Genomic DNA, 14,256 nt, shown 5'->3' on the forward strand with positions numbered 1-14,256 from the left:
TTTTCCGTTTCGTGAACTGACCCCTGCTTGGTGGTGTAGAGCATCCGGGCCCGCATCACCTCGAATGAGTAGCCCCGGCCATCGCGGTTCTTGTCCTTGGCCAGCCGGTTGATCGACTCCGTGAAGGCATTGGTGACTGGGATGTCGTCAATCCAGGCAGCCAGCGCCTGCTCAGCATCTCGCCGGCTGGCACAGTCCCAGATGTGGTAGAACCGCTCCTTGTGCTCGTAGGCTGCCAGGAGCTGGGGGAAGGCCCCCATTCAGGTTTCCATGATGAGACGTTCGCGGTCGGAGACGTCGTGAGCCCGCTTCAGCAAGGTCTTCCGGTCACCCTTGAGGGTTCGGCGTTGGTTGGCCTTCAGCTCCTTCCTGAGCCCCTTGCGGACCTTCTCCAGGGCTTCGTTGGCCATACGCACAACATGGAACTTATCGACCACGATGCGGGCCTGTGGCAGCGCCGCCTGGACGGCACGGCGATATGGCTTCCACATGTCCATGCTGACGATCTCGATCTTGTCGCGCTCGGTCATGCTCATGAGCCGCTTCGTCACTGCCTCCTGCTGACGACCGGGCAGCAGGTCTAACAAGGTACGCTCCTCCAGGTTGGTCAGGATGCAGAGGTAGCGGCGGTTCAGGTACAGCTCGTCGATACCTAGGTAGCGGGGTGTCTCGAAGCGGTGCGCACTTGCGGTACCTCGCAGACTTCGCCAGGTTGCCGATCCAGGCACCGGAACCCCCCAGGGCGATCAGGGCCAAGGTGCCCAGACAGCAGGCCGACGCGAGCAGGCTGCAACCCCGCCTGCGATTAACGACTCGCGACCGGATTGTGACTCGGAATTCAACTCTGATATTGCAATTACACCTTCTACGGCCTTGTTCGATAGGTTAAGCTTGAGGCCGTAGTCAACTACGGAGTCAAGGCAAATGCCGGATGAAATGAACTCATTGACCATCGGGGGGCTGGCTAAGGCGGCGAACGTCTCAGTTGAGACCATCCGCTACTACCAGCGACGTGGGTTAATACCTGAGCCCCAGCGTCCTCTCGGGGGTATTCGACGCTACGGTCCCAGCGATATCGGCAGGTTGAGCTTTGTGAAAACATCGCAGCAGTTAGGCTTCAGTCTCGATGAGGTCAGCGACCTGCTCCGACTCGAAGACGGCACCCACTGCCAGGAAGCCAGCACTCTCGCGGAGCGCAAGTTGCACGACGTACGTGGGAAGATCGAAAAGCTACAGCAAATTGAGGTTTTACTGAGCGCCATGGTTGATCGGTGCTGCGCCCAAGAGGGCAATATCTCGTGCCCCTTAATTGCGTCATTACATGAAGGGGTTGGGCGAAAATTTTGTACCTACCCTAGCCAGAGTGGGCCCCCTGCCAAACCTCAGTGACAAAGGGCAACCCCGCAGGCCCTCAGAATGTCCAGTGTGACCAGCAGAGTACGGCGGGGAAGTTTTTGGGCAACAGCCCCAAACAGAGGTGCTATTAGGGCGTAGGCAATCATCTTCAGGGCCAGCGCAATGCCGAGCACCTGGCCCGCACTGCCGCCCGTCAGTCATGGGCCAGCGGCGCCAGCGCCACCGTCGTTAGCCCGGTCCCTGCCAGAGCGATTAGCTGGGCACTAGAAAGGCGTTGGTAGGTGTGAATGATCAGTGGGGGGGGAAAGATGCTCAATGGCCATAGCTCGAATCAGTCTGCGGTGTGGTGTAACGATTCAATAAATCGGGGAACCGGCGATCGATGACCGAATAATCCCGTAACGTAAAGCGAGCGTGGCGTTCACAAAATAACGGGCGGTTCCTTTGGTCTTGACGAATTGCTGCCTACTATAAGCAATGCCCCCCTCAAGAGCGAAAGTACTGTGGGCTAATGCCTTTCACTGGAACCCCATAGCGAAGAACTGCGTATGAGTAGCCTCCATGAAACCGCCTATCCGCGATTGAAGGCGGTGGTCTCGGATCAAGAACTGGCAGAAATTTATACACCCTCTACCCAGGAACGATCCTTTGCCCGAAAGCACGGTCGAACTCCGGCTGCTCGTGGCGCCCTACTCATTCTCCTGAAAACAGTGCAGCGTCTGGGCTACTTTGTCCATCTCAAAGCCGTTCCCCAATCCATTACAACGCACATTCTGGCGTGCGACGACCTTTCACATCTCGCATTGAGCCAGCTCAGGGTCTACGACCGCAATGGCGGCGCCCGTCAGCGGATGCTGGAGACGGTTCGTCAACAGGTGGGCATCAAGGCGTTCACCGTTGAAGGCAAGGCAATTGTACGGGAACTAGCGCGTGAAGCGGCCACCACCAAGCAGGACCTGGCGGACATCATCAATGTGGTGATTGAAGAGCTGGTGCGCCAGCGTTTTGAGTTACCGGGTTTTTCAACGTTGCAACGGACCGCGCGTCAGGCTCGCAGCACGGTCAATACCGGTTACTTTCGGACGCTCAATGTGGGTTTGACAGCGCATCAAAAAAACGAATTTGACCAGTTGCTGCAAGTGCCGGATGATTCCCCTCATACCAGTTGGCATAAGTTGAAACAGGAACCCAAAAAGCCGACCAATACGGAAGTGAAGAAGTATCTTCAGCACCTGGAATGGCTTCAGGGTTGGTGTCAACAATTGCCCGCTGTTGATCACATTCCCGCCGCCAAATATCACCACTTCATACTGGAAGCACGAGCGCTGGGCGCGGCCAACATCAAGGCCATGCAAAGCACCAAACGCTACGCTTTGATGGTTCTGCTGGTCCATGCCCAATTGCGTCGCGCGATGGACGATGCGGTCGACATCTTTGTTCGCAAGATGCGCAACATCAAAACCAAGGCAGAAGCCAACCTGAACCAGTATCACCTGGATCACATGAAACGCATGGACAGGCTGGTGGCTCAACTGCGTGACGTACTGACCGCCGTCCAGGAAGCGCCAACGGACTCCGAGCGAGGTGCCCGAGTGGCGGCTGCCATCCAGAGCGATCCTGATGAATTACTGGCAGAGTGTGAGGAACACATGGCCTATGCTGGCAATAACTTCATCCCGTTCATGCTGCAACCCTACCGCCCGTTACGCCCCCTGTTATTCAATTGCCTTGAACTACTGGATCTGGCGGCAACCAGCCACGATCAATCTTTGATTGAGGCGATTGCGACTCTGAAAAAGCACCGGCACAGCCGTAAGGAATGCCTTGTCCTCAGTAGTCAACCCGTCGACGTGTCCTGGCTACCGGAGCGTTGGCGCCGTTTGGTATTGGGGACCGGGCCAAGCCAGCTGCCCCCCGGGATGGTCTACCGGAAGTATTTCGAGCTGGGCGTACTGACACAGGTGAAGCGTGAACTGATTTCCGGCGATCTCGCGGTCGCGAATAGCGACCAGTACAGTGACTACCGCGATCAGCTGGTGGATTGGAGTGTCTATGATGCCCAGATAGCGGACTACAGTGCGATGATTGATATCGAATCCGACCCAGCCGCTTTTGTGGTACAAGCCCACTCCCGGTTGAGCGAAACGGCCGACCGCATTGACCGTGGCTTCCCGGAGAATGAATACGCCGTCTTCCATGGTGAAGATCTGGTGATCCGGAAGCACCGCCGTAGAGCGCCTCCGGATGGGTTAGCTGAGATTGATAAGCAGTTATCCCAAAATATGCCCGAAAAGAACATTCTCGACATCCTGGTGGAAGCCGAAAAATGGCTGGGCCTCCACAAACGCTTTGGGCCACTTTCCGGATTTGAGGGCAAGCTGGACGACCCCCGTACCCGCTTTGTTTCGACCTTATTTTGCTATGGCTGCAATCTCGGGCCAACTCAGACCGCGCGATCCATCACGACGCTTAATCGCCGGCAGGTGTCCTGGCTCAACCTGCGGCACGTCACCGAAGAGCGCCTGGAGCAGGCGATTGTACAGGTTATCAATGCCTACAACCGCTACCGGCTGCCGCGACACTGGGGAACTGGCCAGCGGGCCGCCGCCGATGGCACAAAATGGAACCTGTACGAACAGAATCTGCTATCGGAATACCACATACGGTACGGTGGCTATGGCGGGGTGGGCTACTACCACGTCTCGGACAAATACATCGCGCTGTTCAGCCACTTCATTCCTTGCGGCGTTTATGAGGCCATTTACATCCTTGATGGACTGATCAAAAACGACTCCGATATCCAGCCTGACACCTTGCATGGCGATACTCAGGCGCAAAGTGCGCCCGTCTTCGGGTTGGCTTACCTGCTGGGTATCAACCTGATGCCCCGCATCCGGAATCTGAAGCAGCTGGTGTTCTACAAGTCTGACAAACGCCAACGGTATGAGCACATCAATGCTTTGTTCAGCGAGACTATCAACTGGAAACTGATTGAAACCCATGTGCCGGACATGCTCCGGGTGGCGCTATCGATTAAGGCTGGAAAAATCGCACCGTCTACGGTACTGCGACGTTTAGGTACCGCAAGCCTCAAGAACAAACTCTACTTTGCTTTCCGGGAACTGGGGAGGGTCGTTCGGACAACCTTTCTTCTGGACTACATTGGCAGCGTGGAGTTGCGGCGAACCATTCATGCGGAGACGAACAAAACGGAAGAGTTCAACCAGTTCGTGAAATGGCTGTTCTTCGGCGGCGAGGGGGTGATCGCCGAGAATATCCGTCACGAGCAACGGAAGGTGATCAAATATAACCACTTGGTGGCCAACCTGGTCATTCTTCACAATGTGGAGTCGATGACGTTAACCCTTAAAGATCTCAAAGAGCGCGGTCATCATATTGATCACGATATTCTCAAAGGGCTGGCCCCATACCGCACGGACCATATCAACCGATTTGGCGATTATACGCTTGATTTTGATCGGCAGGTTTCACCCATGAGCTACAACGCCAAAATAATTTAAATACAATAGGTTAAGGCAAATTTTGGAGGATTGCGTCAGAATCGTTGCCGACCCTCGCAAACGGGCGGTGGCGTTTGATCCGATGGATGAATATCAGCACGAGCGCGGTTTCTTTCGGATTACAAGCCTTGAGGAGGTCCGGGCATATATGGCTCGAAACTGGCGGCGCAATTTCAAAATTGCCTATGTGCCGCCATCCGGGCAGGAAATGAAGGCTCTTGACCTGCTGTCAAAGCTTTTGAAGGTCGCGCAAAAGCCATTTTTTGACGGTGCGGATAATCGCCAGATGACGCTTTTGGTCGAAGAAATGAACATTTCTTATCCAGTATCAGGTGTGCCGCATGCCTTGGGCGGATTTCCTGATTTGTGTTCGCGTGGGCGTCATTTCGGGGTGGAGGTGATCGGGCTTTCACAGCGAATTGCCGAAGTCAATACCCGGTTTCGGGGCAATTGCACGGAAACTTATGTTTTTCGGCAAAAGGGGCCGCGTGATCTTAAGGCCGCTGCCGATGAATTGGGTGACGTGAAACCGTTGCAAATCCAAGCGTTGCAGCCGCACCAGTACATTCACGAAAAAGATGGGGTCATTACCTACGGGAAAAACTGAAAATCGTGAATTTTCCTATGTAACGTAATCTAACGTTACCTAGATTTGCCGCCCACCAAAAACGGGCGTAACCCGGTTGTCGATGAAGACAGCCGGGTTTTCTTTTGCCGGTTGGGTGGAGTGGAAAAGGGGGTTTTCCGTGAGTTCAAAAAGTTTCGTGATGGGTGTCGCCGCAACTGTGGCTGCGATGTTCGTCTATGACAAATTCATTAAGCCGAACATGTAACGGCTAAGGGGGAACAATGAAGGGCGATATTAAAACTGTTGCGCTTGTGGCTGCTGGCGTTCTGGTCGCTGGCTATGTCATGTCGCAGTTTCGTAGTTCTGTGCCGCTTCTGGCGCAGGCTCATGACGGCTATGACAGCTAATCCGGGGGCAGCATGACAACGCGAGTTCTTAAACGTATGCCGAACGGTTCGGGCATTGGCGCAGGTCAAACCGCAACGTTCAATCTGCCGCTGGGCCTTACCTATTATCAGCTCGACATTCGCATGTCTGGCGATATTGGTTCTGGTGTTGCGGATATCCCGGTTGCAAACTGGGCCGACGCCATTGGTGAAATTCGTCTTTACATCGACGGTGCGGAAAAAATCCGTATTGATGCTGCCGATCTGGCAAGCATTCTCCAGTATCGCGGGCAGACTTTGCAGGCCGGTGTATTGCCGATCATGTTTGCAAACCCGTCGCAGCGTACCCCGGCAGGCGAAGACGCCCCGGCCTATGGCACTGCTGATGTGCAGTCCATGACGCTCGAAATCGACATTGATAGCGGTATCACGTCGCCAAGCCTGACCGTTTACGGTCTGATGGGGCCGCAAACCCCGCTCGGGCAGCATTACGCAATCAAAAAATATCCGTTCAACGTGGGCAATACCGGCACACGTGAATTGCAGGATATTCCGCGTAATGGTTATGGCCTTCTGGCGATGCATGTTGATACGGCGGATGTGTCGTCGGTCGAACTGGAAGTCAATCAGCGGATCATTCGCGATTATGATCGTGCGCTTGGTTCGGCTAAGGGCATTCAGACCGGCAAGGTCTGGCAGTCCGGCTGGACGCATGTTGATTTGACGGAAAGTGACCGTCTGTCTGACATGCTGATCATGAATGTCGAAGACTTCCGCCTTCGCTTGGAAATGACCGGGACAGGCAATAACAACCTGTATACCGAAGAAATCCGCGAACATCAGCGCTCCGCATAATAGGTGTGCTTTGCCGGGGGCGATGCGTCCCCGGCAAATTGAAAGGGGGATTTCATGAGTGAAGGCAATCAGACCAATCCGGGCGGTTTCGAAGGTGCGCTAGATGGCTTCTTTAGCTATCTCGGGCAGGCGCGTGACGCCATTTTCGATACCTATGCAGGTTGGCAGGCGACCTTTGGCAGTGAAGATGGCAGTGCAAGCGGCTATTCGGAAACCGAAAATTATCCGACTGATTCGGGGTCGTGGTCAGCGCCGCCCGAAGCTGGCGGAACATCAAACACCGCGCTTTATATCGCGGTTGGTGTTGGGCTGGCCTCTGTGCTGTTGCTGACGCGCAAAGGGTAAAAGGCATGGTTCTACCAATCGGGCCGGGGGAAGAAGGTGGCGGCATGCCGGGGGCCGGTGTGCTTTCCGGTCTGCCTTCGTTTGCGGCTCCGGCGCAAAGCATGGCGCGTTCAAGCAGTGGTGGGAACTACGCTGCGATGAATGCACCCTTTAATGTTGGTGGGGCGGCAGAAACGCCGGTTTCAGCCATTGCGTCAGTCTTGCCGTGGTTGAGTGTGTTGGGGGTGGCATGGCTGACCATGAAAAAGTGATGCTGGTGGTTGTGCCGTGGGATCAGCGGGCGGCGGATGATTTCGCCCCCGTGATCCTGCCAGACAATCCACGCGGGCTTGAGGGGCTGAAAAGCGATGTTGATGCCGGAATTGCAACCGTGCTTGGGGTGTATGCCGACCAGGCACGAATTGGGTCCGTTCTGGTTCGGATCGAGCGCGGCGGCAATGGGTCGTATTTCGTTATTGAATGTGCCAACGCCGATCTACCGGGGTTTGATCTGGTCGAAACCTGCATGCCTGCCCTTGAAGGTTGGGCACGAAAGGCCGGGTGTGTTGCGGTCGATATCCCGACGCACCGTCCGGGCCTTGTCTTCAAATTGAAAAAACGCGGCTATCAGGTCGCACAAACAATGATGCGTCAGGGGTTGCAATGAGTTCTAGCCGGTCAAGCAGTTCAAGCAGCACGACAACGCAGCAATATGACCAGCGGGCCGGGGCCGAAGGCGGGTCGATTGCCGCCACGTCCGGGGCCGCTGTCACAATCGACGCAACCACGCCCGAAGCGTGGGATTTTGCTGGTGATGTTGGCGCGGATGCCTTCGATCTGGCGGGGTTGGTTGTGGCAAGCAGCTTTTCACAGCTTGGCGAAAGTCAAAAGCATGTCGGCAATGCGCTGGAAGCTGTTCGCGAAAGTTACAATTCCGATGCTGCTGCCACGCTGGAGCAATTGATCAAGATCGGTGTGCCCGTTTTGGGCGCGGCATTCATTGCAAATTCAGTGTTTCGCAAATAGGGGACATGATGGAAACCAAGATCACGCGATATCAGAGTTATTCCGGCACCATTGCCGCAGGCGATACGTTCGCAATCAACCGGCAGGGGCGATCCGTGACGTGCCTTTCTGCGTCGGATGATTTGGAAATCGTCATTGATGACGGTTCGCGGTCGTTCTTCACTGCCGGGATTTCTATGGAGTTTGACGAACCGTTCTCCAAGGTCCAGTTGCACAATCCGACTGCCGGGCCGGTGACGTTCCTGATCGCGACCGCCATGGGCAAAGTTGATGACAACCGCCTTACGGCATCGGGCAACCTCAAGGTTCTTGATCCGGGGGCAGGTGGCGAAAGCTTTGCCGATGTGATCGCCAGTCAGGCCGATATTCTGGCGATGATGCAGAATGATGAAGATCAGCGCGTTGGCGTAAATTCATTGGGCCAGTCAAATTTCATGCTGAACAGTATTTCAACTTCCGCCAGCGTTTTGATTGATCCGAGTTTGAACACAAACGGCGCAATTTTGCGGTGGTTTCGGGGGTTCTCAAATACATCGTCAAATCACGCGGTCTATATCGACACAGCCGCACCAAGCGGGCCAGACGATGCGACGAAACGCCGTATTTATTACACGCTTGGAATTGCAGAACATTACCAGTTAGAGGGCTTGCCGCTCGGAATTCCAAGCGGTCATGGTCTTTGGGTGATTGGCTCGACTGCAGACAGCATCAGAATTCAAGGGGGTTTTGATTTGCTATGACTGTTTTAACACCTGAAACAGATTACACGCCGCCAAGCGCCGATGAAACAATTATGCAAACGCGGTACGTGTTGAAAAGTGGGGTTGTGATTGTTCGCTCTACAAAGGGCGACGGGTCTGTTAGCGAGGTTGTGCTATGAACAATGACGCGCTTCTTTTGATCGGGGCCGGTGGCCTTGCCTATGCGGCCTATCAGGTCGCCAAGGGCAAGCCTATCACGTCAATTGACTTCGCCAGTGTCGGGCAGATCAGCCAAGAGGTTGATGTTGTCGCCCGCACCATTTGGGGCGAAGCGCGGGGCGAGGGTGAACGCGGTATGCATGCGGTTGCCAATGTCATTATCAATCGCGCCAAAAAAGGCGGATGGTGGGGCAACACGCCGGTTGAGGTGTGCTTGAAGCCTTCGCAGTTTTCGGCATGGAACCGCAATGATCCGAATTTTGATCTGGCGCGAAAGGTGACTACGGAGGATCCATCATTCCGCCTTGCGCTGGAAATCGCCGGGCGGGCCATTGCCGGGACGCTGCCAGATATCACAGACGGGGCAACGCACTATTTCAACCCGAACGTGGTTATGCCGACTTGGGCGAGTGCGCTCAATTACATTACCGATATCGGCAACCATCGGTTCTACGTTTAGGGGCGGTCGATGCAAGGGCATTTCGAACCGAAATATGAAGACGATACGCATGCAGTCGAATACCTGCCGGGGCGCTGGTACGTCTGCAATGCGCTCGACAAATATTCCTGTCTCGAAATCGCGCAATCTATCGCCGATGAAGAAGGGCAAGGAACCGAGGTTCCAAGCAGTTTTGCCGATCAGGCCCAGGACGATTTGCAGATTGATATCTCCAAAGCATATCCGGTGATTGATTGGGAAAAAATAGCAATGGTGGGCGCGGCTGTTCTGTTCGTCGCGGCGCTGGAAAGGGGGTAATCGTGCGTTTGGGTTTGCGATTGCAGATGATTAAGTCAAAGGAGGAAAACGACATGGCGAAACGCGGTGTCAAGGCCAATGGCCGGCTGAAAAAGGGCTATCGCTACGCCAAGGGCGGGCGCGTGGTCAAAGCAAAAGGGCGTAAATAATGCCTGCTTTTGTGCTGCCGTTTGTGTTGGGGGCTGCTGTCGGTGGCGGGGGTGGTTTCCTCGCTGCTGATGGCCTTACGGCTGCGCAAAAGCTGGTGCGCCTCGGGGTGTTGGGTGCTGGTGTCTACGTCGCCGGAAAATATGTAAAGGCGTGGTAAATGCCAGAATTTGACCTTTTCAAACTTTTGCAAGGGGGCGGCGATCTGGCGACCATCGCCCTGTTGTGGGTCATGTGGAAATTTGACCGCCGATTGCTGGCGGTCGAAATCAACCTAAAGGGGGTTCAAAACAATGTGGGATAAGATCAAAGATCGACTAAGCGAGCCGTCCACGTGGGGCGGTTTAGCTGCTGCGACTGTCGGCGTGGGTCAGGTGGCAAAGATCAATGAAGCGCCGCAAGTGGCTGATGTGATCGGGCAGGCCGGACAGGCGTTTGTCATGGGCGATTACGTCACAGCGGGCGCTGTCGGCCTCATGGGGCTGTTTTCCGTCTTCATGAAGGAAAAAGGCAGCAAGTGAGCCAGGTTATTCTTGGCCTGGTCGGCTCATCGATCTCAATTTTGGCCTAGCCGGCCCGATTGTTGGCATGGTTTCGGCCGGCCAAATTCGGGCCAGCTCAAACGCTTTCAATCTTCCTGATTATTCGGCCTATCTGCGATCTGGATAGGCCGATTTTTTGTGCAATTTCCGCATTTGTATGCCCGCGTCGTTTAAGGCGCATGATCTTTTCATTGCGAAATTTGTCATAACTTCGGAGGTTTCGCTTCTTATGCAACCGCCACCGGGCAGAAATTGTGCTTTCTGGAAGGCGGGTTCTTGCTGCAACTTTTGCGATAGCGTGTTGTTCTGGTGTCCCGTTTTCGATTTCCAGCCGAACCGCGTTTACGGTGGCCTCTATGGCCTTGCGATAATCGCGGGTGTATTCCCTGTGATGTTGTCGCTTGTCGGCATCGCGGGCAAATGCCGTGCAAGTATCTGCTAAGTATTGGAAATGTTGGGATAGTCGGCGGAGTTCGTCGGCAGGTAGCGTTTTTAGTGAGGAAATAGGGAAATCAATCATGTGATCCAGTGCGGCAAGGGTTAAATGTAAACCCTTGTTGGGAAACGCATATTAGTAAACCCGCTCACAAGAATAGCGGCGATCAAAATTTTACATAATATATATTATAGAACAAATGTGTAATCCAGAAGATGGGTCTATTGACCCCACCTCTGAGGTCCCCGGTTCCTAATTAACCTCGATCACCAGACCATCATATGCCGGTTCGACATGGTCTGGTGTATCGGCCATCGCCTGTGCGTAATCAAACTGGATGCTCATGTGGGTCATGTAGACCTGTTTGGGTTTGTATTCTTCAACCCATCCCAGAAGCTTTTCCAGATGTGCATGCGTATTATGTGGACGATGGCGCAAGCAGTCCACCACCCAGACATCCAGATCATAGAGATGTTCTTTGGATTCGTCGGGGAATTCAACCACATCAGTTGAATAGGCAAACTTGCCGATTTTGAAGCCCAGCGTCTCGCCATAGCCGTGGTCTTGCGAGAAAACGGTGATCGGGACCCCTGCTGGCTTGATCGGTCCTGTGATAACATGCGGGATTAAAACAGGTTTGAAATAGAATTCAACGCCATCTGGCAGCGGTGTGAAGACATAATTGAAACGGTGATCAATGTCCGAGATCGTCTGCGCATTGGCATAGATATCAATCGGACTTTCCATCGCGACATTTAGCCATCGCACGTCATCAATTCCATGCACATGATCGGCATGTGAATGGGTGAACAGGATCGCATCAACATGATTGATGTTGTGCGTTAGCGCCTGTTGACGAAAGTCAGGTGTGACATCGACCAGGATCTTTTTGCCGGCTTCCTCAATCAGGATCGAGCTACGCAAGCGCCGGTTTTTCGGGTTGTCCGGGTCGCACTTTCCCCATCCAAGGCCAACCGATGGCACACCATTCGAGGAGCCGCAGCCAAGGATGGTTACTTTTGTCACAGTTACTCTGCTCCCAGCGCCAGCAGATTGTTGCGATCTGCTTTTGTAAACAGTTTAAAGAAGTTATCCGTCGTTATTCGCGTGATTTCTTCGACTTCAACGCCCTTGATTTCTGCAAGTTTGGCAGCTGTATGGGCGACATAGCTTGGCTCGTTCGGTTTGCCACGTTTTGGCACGGGGGCCAGATACGGCGCATCTGTCTCGACCAACAGCCGATCTAGCGGGACATCTTCAACGGCCGCCCGGATTTCCTTGGCGGAGTTGAAGGTAATAATGCCCGAACAGGAGATATAGAAACCGATCTTAAGTGCCCGCTGTGCCAGCGTGGCTGAGCTCGAGAAGCAGTGAATGACGCCGGTAAACGGCCCCTTCTCATACTCTTCTTCGAGGATGTCCATCGTGTCGTCATCCGCATCGCGGGTATGCACGATCAGCGGCAAGCCGGTATCGCGGCAGGCCGCGATATGAGCACGGAAGCTTTCCTGCTGCGCTTCACGCGGGGAATTGTCATAGAAATAATCAAGCCCGCTTTCGCCGATGCCGATGACTTTCGGATCGGATGCCTTTGCGATCAGGGCATCGGGGCTTGTAAGCCCCTCCTCGCCTGCTTCGTGCGGATGAACGCCAATCGTGCAATAGATATGATCTGATTGTTCGGCAACGGCGCGAACATTTTCAAAGGTTGTGAGTTTCACACCAATGGTGACCATCATGCCGACACCGGCATTTTTGGCCCGCGCAAGAGTCCCGCTCAGATCATCGGAGAACTGCGGGTAGTCCAGATGGCAGTGGCTGTCGACAAGGGCGACATTCATGCCTTCTCTCCTTCGTCTTCGGTCTCGACATAGCGCGGGAAGACACCCGCCGGCTTCGGGATTTCCGATCCCGGTTTCAGTGCATTGTCCGGACCAAGTGCATCAAACCCGCGTTGCTCATCGCCAAGCACCAGAAGATCAAGGATCTTCGATGCAGAATCAGGCATGATCGGCTGAACAAGGATACCAACGTGTCGAATGACTTCGGCCAGAACATAAAGAACCGTTTCCATGCGTGCCGGATCGGTCTTTTTCAGGCCCCAGGGCGCCATTTCGTCGACATAGCGGTTTGCATCGCCAACAAGGCTCCAGATTGCCTCAAGCCCCTTGTTAAAGGCCTGTTCCTCAAACAGCGGGCGCACGGTGTCAAGCATGCCATGCGCTTTGGCGAGGATCTCCTTGTCTGCACTGGTGAGCGCGCCCGGTGTCGGGATTGCCGCGTTGCAGTTCTTGTGGATCATCGACAGCACGCGCTGGCACATATTGCCAAGATCATTGGCCAGTTCGCTGTTCATGCGGTTGACCATGGCGCGATGGGCAAAGTCGCCATCATTGCCAAACGGTACTTCGCGCATCAGGAAGTAACGCGTTTGATCCAGACCATACTTATCGGTCAAATCATAGGGGTCGATCACGTTGCCGATCGACTTGGAAATTTTCTGGCCTTCGTTGGTCCACCAGCCATGGGCAAAGACGCGCTTAGGGGGCTGAATGCCAGCAGCCAGCAGGAAGGCCGGCCAATAAACAGCATGGAAACGCAGGATATCCTTGCCAACCATATGCAGGTCTGCCGGCCAGTATTTTTCAAGTTTGGCCGGATCCGCGTCGGGATAGCCAATGGCGGTCAAATAATTGGTCAGTGCGTCCAGCCAGACATACATGACGTGATCTTCGTCGCCCGGAACAGGAACACCCCATTTAAAACTGGTGCGCGACACAGAAAGATCATGCATGCCACCTTTCACAAAGCTGATCACTTCGTTACGGCGTGATTGCGGCGCAATAAAATCAGGGTTCTGTTCATAGAACTCAAGCAGACGATCCCCCCAAGCAGAAAGCTTGAAGAAATAGCTGGGTTCAGACACCCACTCCACCGGTGCGCCGGTTGGAGCAAGTTTTTCGCCGTCTTTTTCGATCAGTTCCTTTTCGGCGTAGAACGCCTCGTCACGGACAGAATACCAGCCGTCATAGGAGCCAAGATAGATCTCGCCCTTTTCAAGAAGGGTATTCCAAAGCGCCTGACAGGCCTTTTTGTGGCGTTCTTCCGTTGTACGGATGAAGTCATCGTTGGAATAGTTCATATGAACGGCCAGATCGCGGAAGTTCTGCGACACCTGATCGGTGAAGGACTGCGGATCAATACCCTTGGCCGCGGCCGATTTATCGACTTTCTGACCATGTTCATCGGTTCCGGTCAGGAACATCACGTCATAACCGTCCAGGCGCTTGAAGCGGGCCAGCACATCGCAGGCAAGCGTGGTATAGGCATGGCCAATATGGGGCTTGTCATTGACGTAATAGATCGGTGTCGTGATGTAATAGGGCTGTTTGTGCCCGGTCATGGTCGCAAATCCTTC

The 14,256-nt window shown here is 54.3% G+C and carries 18 protein-coding genes and 2 pseudogenes; 14 read left to right on the top strand and 6 right to left on the bottom strand.

Annotated features, from left to right (window positions below; genetic code table 11):
- Together B2R48_RS00170 and B2R48_RS00175 are read right to left on the bottom strand one after the other, a co-directional pair.
- Positions 1–680: pseudogene (locus B2R48_RS00170) on the bottom strand (ISL3 family transposase); the annotation flags it as partial.
- Positions 681–687: 7 nt separating this feature from the next.
- Positions 688–842 (bottom strand): annotated as a pseudogene (locus B2R48_RS00175) (mercuric transporter MerT family protein); the annotation flags it as partial.
- Positions 843–924: 82 nt separating this feature from the next.
- On the opposite strand from B2R48_RS00175, the gene merR reads away from it, so the two are divergent.
- The 14 genes from merR (at position 925) to B2R48_RS00245 (ending at position 10,381) form a co-directional block, all read left to right on the top strand.
- Positions 925–1,389, top strand: a complete 465-nt coding sequence (gene merR, locus B2R48_RS00180) for an Hg(II)-responsive transcriptional regulator (protein WP_063091985.1) — start codon at positions 925–927, stop codon at positions 1,387–1,389.
- A 515-nt stretch (positions 1,390–1,904) separates the two neighbouring features.
- Positions 1,905–4,877 (top strand): Tn3 family transposase, encoded by a 2,973-nt coding sequence (locus B2R48_RS00185; protein WP_063091986.1) that lies wholly within the window; start codon positions 1,905–1,907, stop codon positions 4,875–4,877.
- 286 nt (positions 4,878–5,163) lie between these two features.
- Positions 5,164–5,484, top strand: a complete 321-nt coding sequence (locus B2R48_RS00190) for a hypothetical protein (RefSeq protein WP_296996306.1) — start codon at positions 5,164–5,166, stop codon at positions 5,482–5,484.
- A 242-nt stretch (positions 5,485–5,726) separates the two neighbouring features.
- The gene (locus B2R48_RS00195) at positions 5,727–5,852 is read left to right on the top strand and encodes a hypothetical protein (RefSeq protein WP_296996308.1); all 126 of its coding nucleotides are present in this window, start codon (positions 5,727–5,729) and stop codon (positions 5,850–5,852) included.
- Between the two features lie 12 nt (positions 5,853–5,864).
- Positions 5,865–6,686 carry a major capsid protein P2 gene (locus B2R48_RS00200; RefSeq protein WP_296996311.1) on the top strand — a complete coding sequence of 274 codons (822 nt, stop codon included), beginning with the start codon at positions 5,865–5,867 and terminating at the stop codon, positions 6,684–6,686.
- Positions 6,687–6,740: 54 nt separating this feature from the next.
- Entirely contained in the window at positions 6,741–7,031 is a 291-nt protein-coding gene (locus tag B2R48_RS00205) for a hypothetical protein (protein ID WP_296996314.1), read from the top strand.
- A gap of 5 nt (positions 7,032–7,036) precedes the next feature.
- Positions 7,037–7,282 carry a hypothetical protein gene (locus B2R48_RS00210; protein ID WP_296996316.1) on the top strand — a complete coding sequence of 82 codons (246 nt, stop codon included), beginning with the start codon at positions 7,037–7,039 and terminating at the stop codon, positions 7,280–7,282.
- Entirely contained in the window at positions 7,261–7,677 is a 417-nt protein-coding gene (locus B2R48_RS00215) for a hypothetical protein (RefSeq protein ID WP_296996319.1), read from the top strand. The genes B2R48_RS00210 and B2R48_RS00215 overlap by 22 nt, the downstream gene beginning before the upstream one ends.
- Complete coding sequence (locus B2R48_RS00220; RefSeq protein WP_296996326.1) at positions 7,674–8,036, top strand: hypothetical protein; 363 nt, start codon at positions 7,674–7,676, stop codon at positions 8,034–8,036. The genes B2R48_RS00215 and B2R48_RS00220 overlap by 4 nt, the downstream gene beginning before the upstream one ends.
- A gap of 8 nt (positions 8,037–8,044) precedes the next feature.
- On the top strand, positions 8,045–8,776 hold the full coding sequence (locus tag B2R48_RS00225) for a hypothetical protein (protein ID WP_296996328.1): 732 nt from the start codon (positions 8,045–8,047) through the stop codon (positions 8,774–8,776).
- Positions 8,777–8,912: 136 nt separating this feature from the next.
- Positions 8,913–9,416 carry a cell wall hydrolase gene (locus B2R48_RS00230; protein WP_296996331.1) on the top strand — a complete coding sequence of 168 codons (504 nt, stop codon included), beginning with the start codon at positions 8,913–8,915 and terminating at the stop codon, positions 9,414–9,416.
- Positions 9,417–9,425: 9 nt separating this feature from the next.
- Positions 9,426–9,713, top strand: coding sequence for a hypothetical protein (locus B2R48_RS00235; protein ID WP_296996335.1), 288 nt, complete (start codon positions 9,426–9,428; stop codon positions 9,711–9,713).
- A gap of 148 nt (positions 9,714–9,861) precedes the next feature.
- Positions 9,862–10,020 (top strand): hypothetical protein, encoded by a 159-nt coding sequence (locus B2R48_RS00240; RefSeq protein ID WP_296996340.1) that lies wholly within the window; start codon positions 9,862–9,864, stop codon positions 10,018–10,020.
- Positions 10,021–10,153: 133 nt separating this feature from the next.
- The gene (locus B2R48_RS00245) at positions 10,154–10,381 is read left to right on the top strand and encodes a hypothetical protein (RefSeq protein WP_296996343.1); all 228 of its coding nucleotides are present in this window, start codon (positions 10,154–10,156) and stop codon (positions 10,379–10,381) included.
- Between the two features lie 97 nt (positions 10,382–10,478).
- On the opposite strand, the gene B2R48_RS00250 is transcribed toward B2R48_RS00245, so the two are convergent.
- The 4 genes from B2R48_RS00250 to metG form a co-directional block, all read right to left on the bottom strand.
- On the bottom strand, positions 10,479–10,922 hold the full coding sequence (locus B2R48_RS00250) for a helix-turn-helix domain-containing protein (RefSeq protein WP_296996346.1): 444 nt from the start codon (positions 10,920–10,922) through the stop codon (positions 10,479–10,481).
- Between the two features lie 168 nt (positions 10,923–11,090).
- Entirely contained in the window at positions 11,091–11,864 is a 774-nt protein-coding gene (locus tag B2R48_RS00255) for an MBL fold metallo-hydrolase (protein ID WP_296996349.1), read from the bottom strand.
- A 2-nt stretch (positions 11,865–11,866) separates the two neighbouring features.
- Positions 11,867–12,679, bottom strand: coding sequence for a TatD family hydrolase (locus tag B2R48_RS00260; RefSeq protein ID WP_296996352.1), 813 nt, complete (start codon positions 12,677–12,679; stop codon positions 11,867–11,869).
- Positions 12,676–14,241 carry a methionine--tRNA ligase gene (metG, locus tag B2R48_RS00265; RefSeq protein WP_296996549.1) on the bottom strand — a complete coding sequence of 522 codons (1,566 nt, stop codon included), beginning with the start codon at positions 14,239–14,241 and terminating at the stop codon, positions 12,676–12,678. Before metG ends, B2R48_RS00260 begins: the two co-directional genes overlap by 4 nt.
- Positions 14,242–14,256 lie beyond the last annotated feature (15 nt).

Source organism: Thalassospira sp. UBA848, assembly GCF_002295455.1.
Classification (GTDB): domain Bacteria; phylum Pseudomonadota; class Alphaproteobacteria; order Rhodospirillales; family Thalassospiraceae; genus Thalassospira.

Bases quoted from the DNA above. Each gene is read 5' to 3' on its own strand.
- merR (WP_063091985.1), top strand. From the start codon at position 925: ATGCCGGATGAAATGAACTCATTGACCATCGGGGGGCTGGCTAAGGCG.
- B2R48_RS00185 (WP_063091986.1), top strand. From the start codon at position 1,905: ATGAGTAGCCTCCATGAAACCGCCTATCCGCGATTGAAGGCGGTGGTC.
- B2R48_RS00190 (WP_296996306.1), top strand. From the start codon at position 5,164: ATGACGCTTTTGGTCGAAGAAATGAACATTTCTTATCCAGTATCAGGT.
- B2R48_RS00195 (WP_296996308.1), top strand. From the start codon at position 5,727: ATGAAGGGCGATATTAAAACTGTTGCGCTTGTGGCTGCTGGCGTTCTG.
- B2R48_RS00200 (WP_296996311.1), top strand. From the start codon at position 5,865: ATGACAACGCGAGTTCTTAAACGTATGCCGAACGGTTCGGGCATTGGC.
- B2R48_RS00205 (WP_296996314.1), top strand. From the start codon at position 6,741: ATGAGTGAAGGCAATCAGACCAATCCGGGCGGTTTCGAAGGTGCGCTA.
- B2R48_RS00210 (WP_296996316.1), top strand. From the start codon at position 7,037: ATGGTTCTACCAATCGGGCCGGGGGAAGAAGGTGGCGGCATGCCGGGG.
- B2R48_RS00215 (WP_296996319.1), top strand. From the start codon at position 7,261: ATGGCTGACCATGAAAAAGTGATGCTGGTGGTTGTGCCGTGGGATCAG.
- B2R48_RS00220 (WP_296996326.1), top strand. From the start codon at position 7,674: ATGAGTTCTAGCCGGTCAAGCAGTTCAAGCAGCACGACAACGCAGCAA.
- B2R48_RS00225 (WP_296996328.1), top strand. From the start codon at position 8,045: ATGGAAACCAAGATCACGCGATATCAGAGTTATTCCGGCACCATTGCC.
- B2R48_RS00230 (WP_296996331.1), top strand. From the start codon at position 8,913: ATGAACAATGACGCGCTTCTTTTGATCGGGGCCGGTGGCCTTGCCTAT.
- B2R48_RS00235 (WP_296996335.1), top strand. From the start codon at position 9,426: ATGCAAGGGCATTTCGAACCGAAATATGAAGACGATACGCATGCAGTC.
- B2R48_RS00240 (WP_296996340.1), top strand. From the start codon at position 9,862: ATGCCTGCTTTTGTGCTGCCGTTTGTGTTGGGGGCTGCTGTCGGTGGC.
- B2R48_RS00245 (WP_296996343.1), top strand. From the start codon at position 10,154: ATGTGGGATAAGATCAAAGATCGACTAAGCGAGCCGTCCACGTGGGGC.
- B2R48_RS00250 (WP_296996346.1), bottom strand. From the start codon at position 10,922: ATGATTGATTTCCCTATTTCCTCACTAAAAACGCTACCTGCCGACGAA.
- B2R48_RS00260 (WP_296996352.1), bottom strand. From the start codon at position 12,679: ATGAATGTCGCCCTTGTCGACAGCCACTGCCATCTGGACTACCCGCAG.
- metG (WP_296996549.1), bottom strand. From the start codon at position 14,241: ATGACCGGGCACAAACAGCCCTATTACATCACGACACCGATCTATTAC.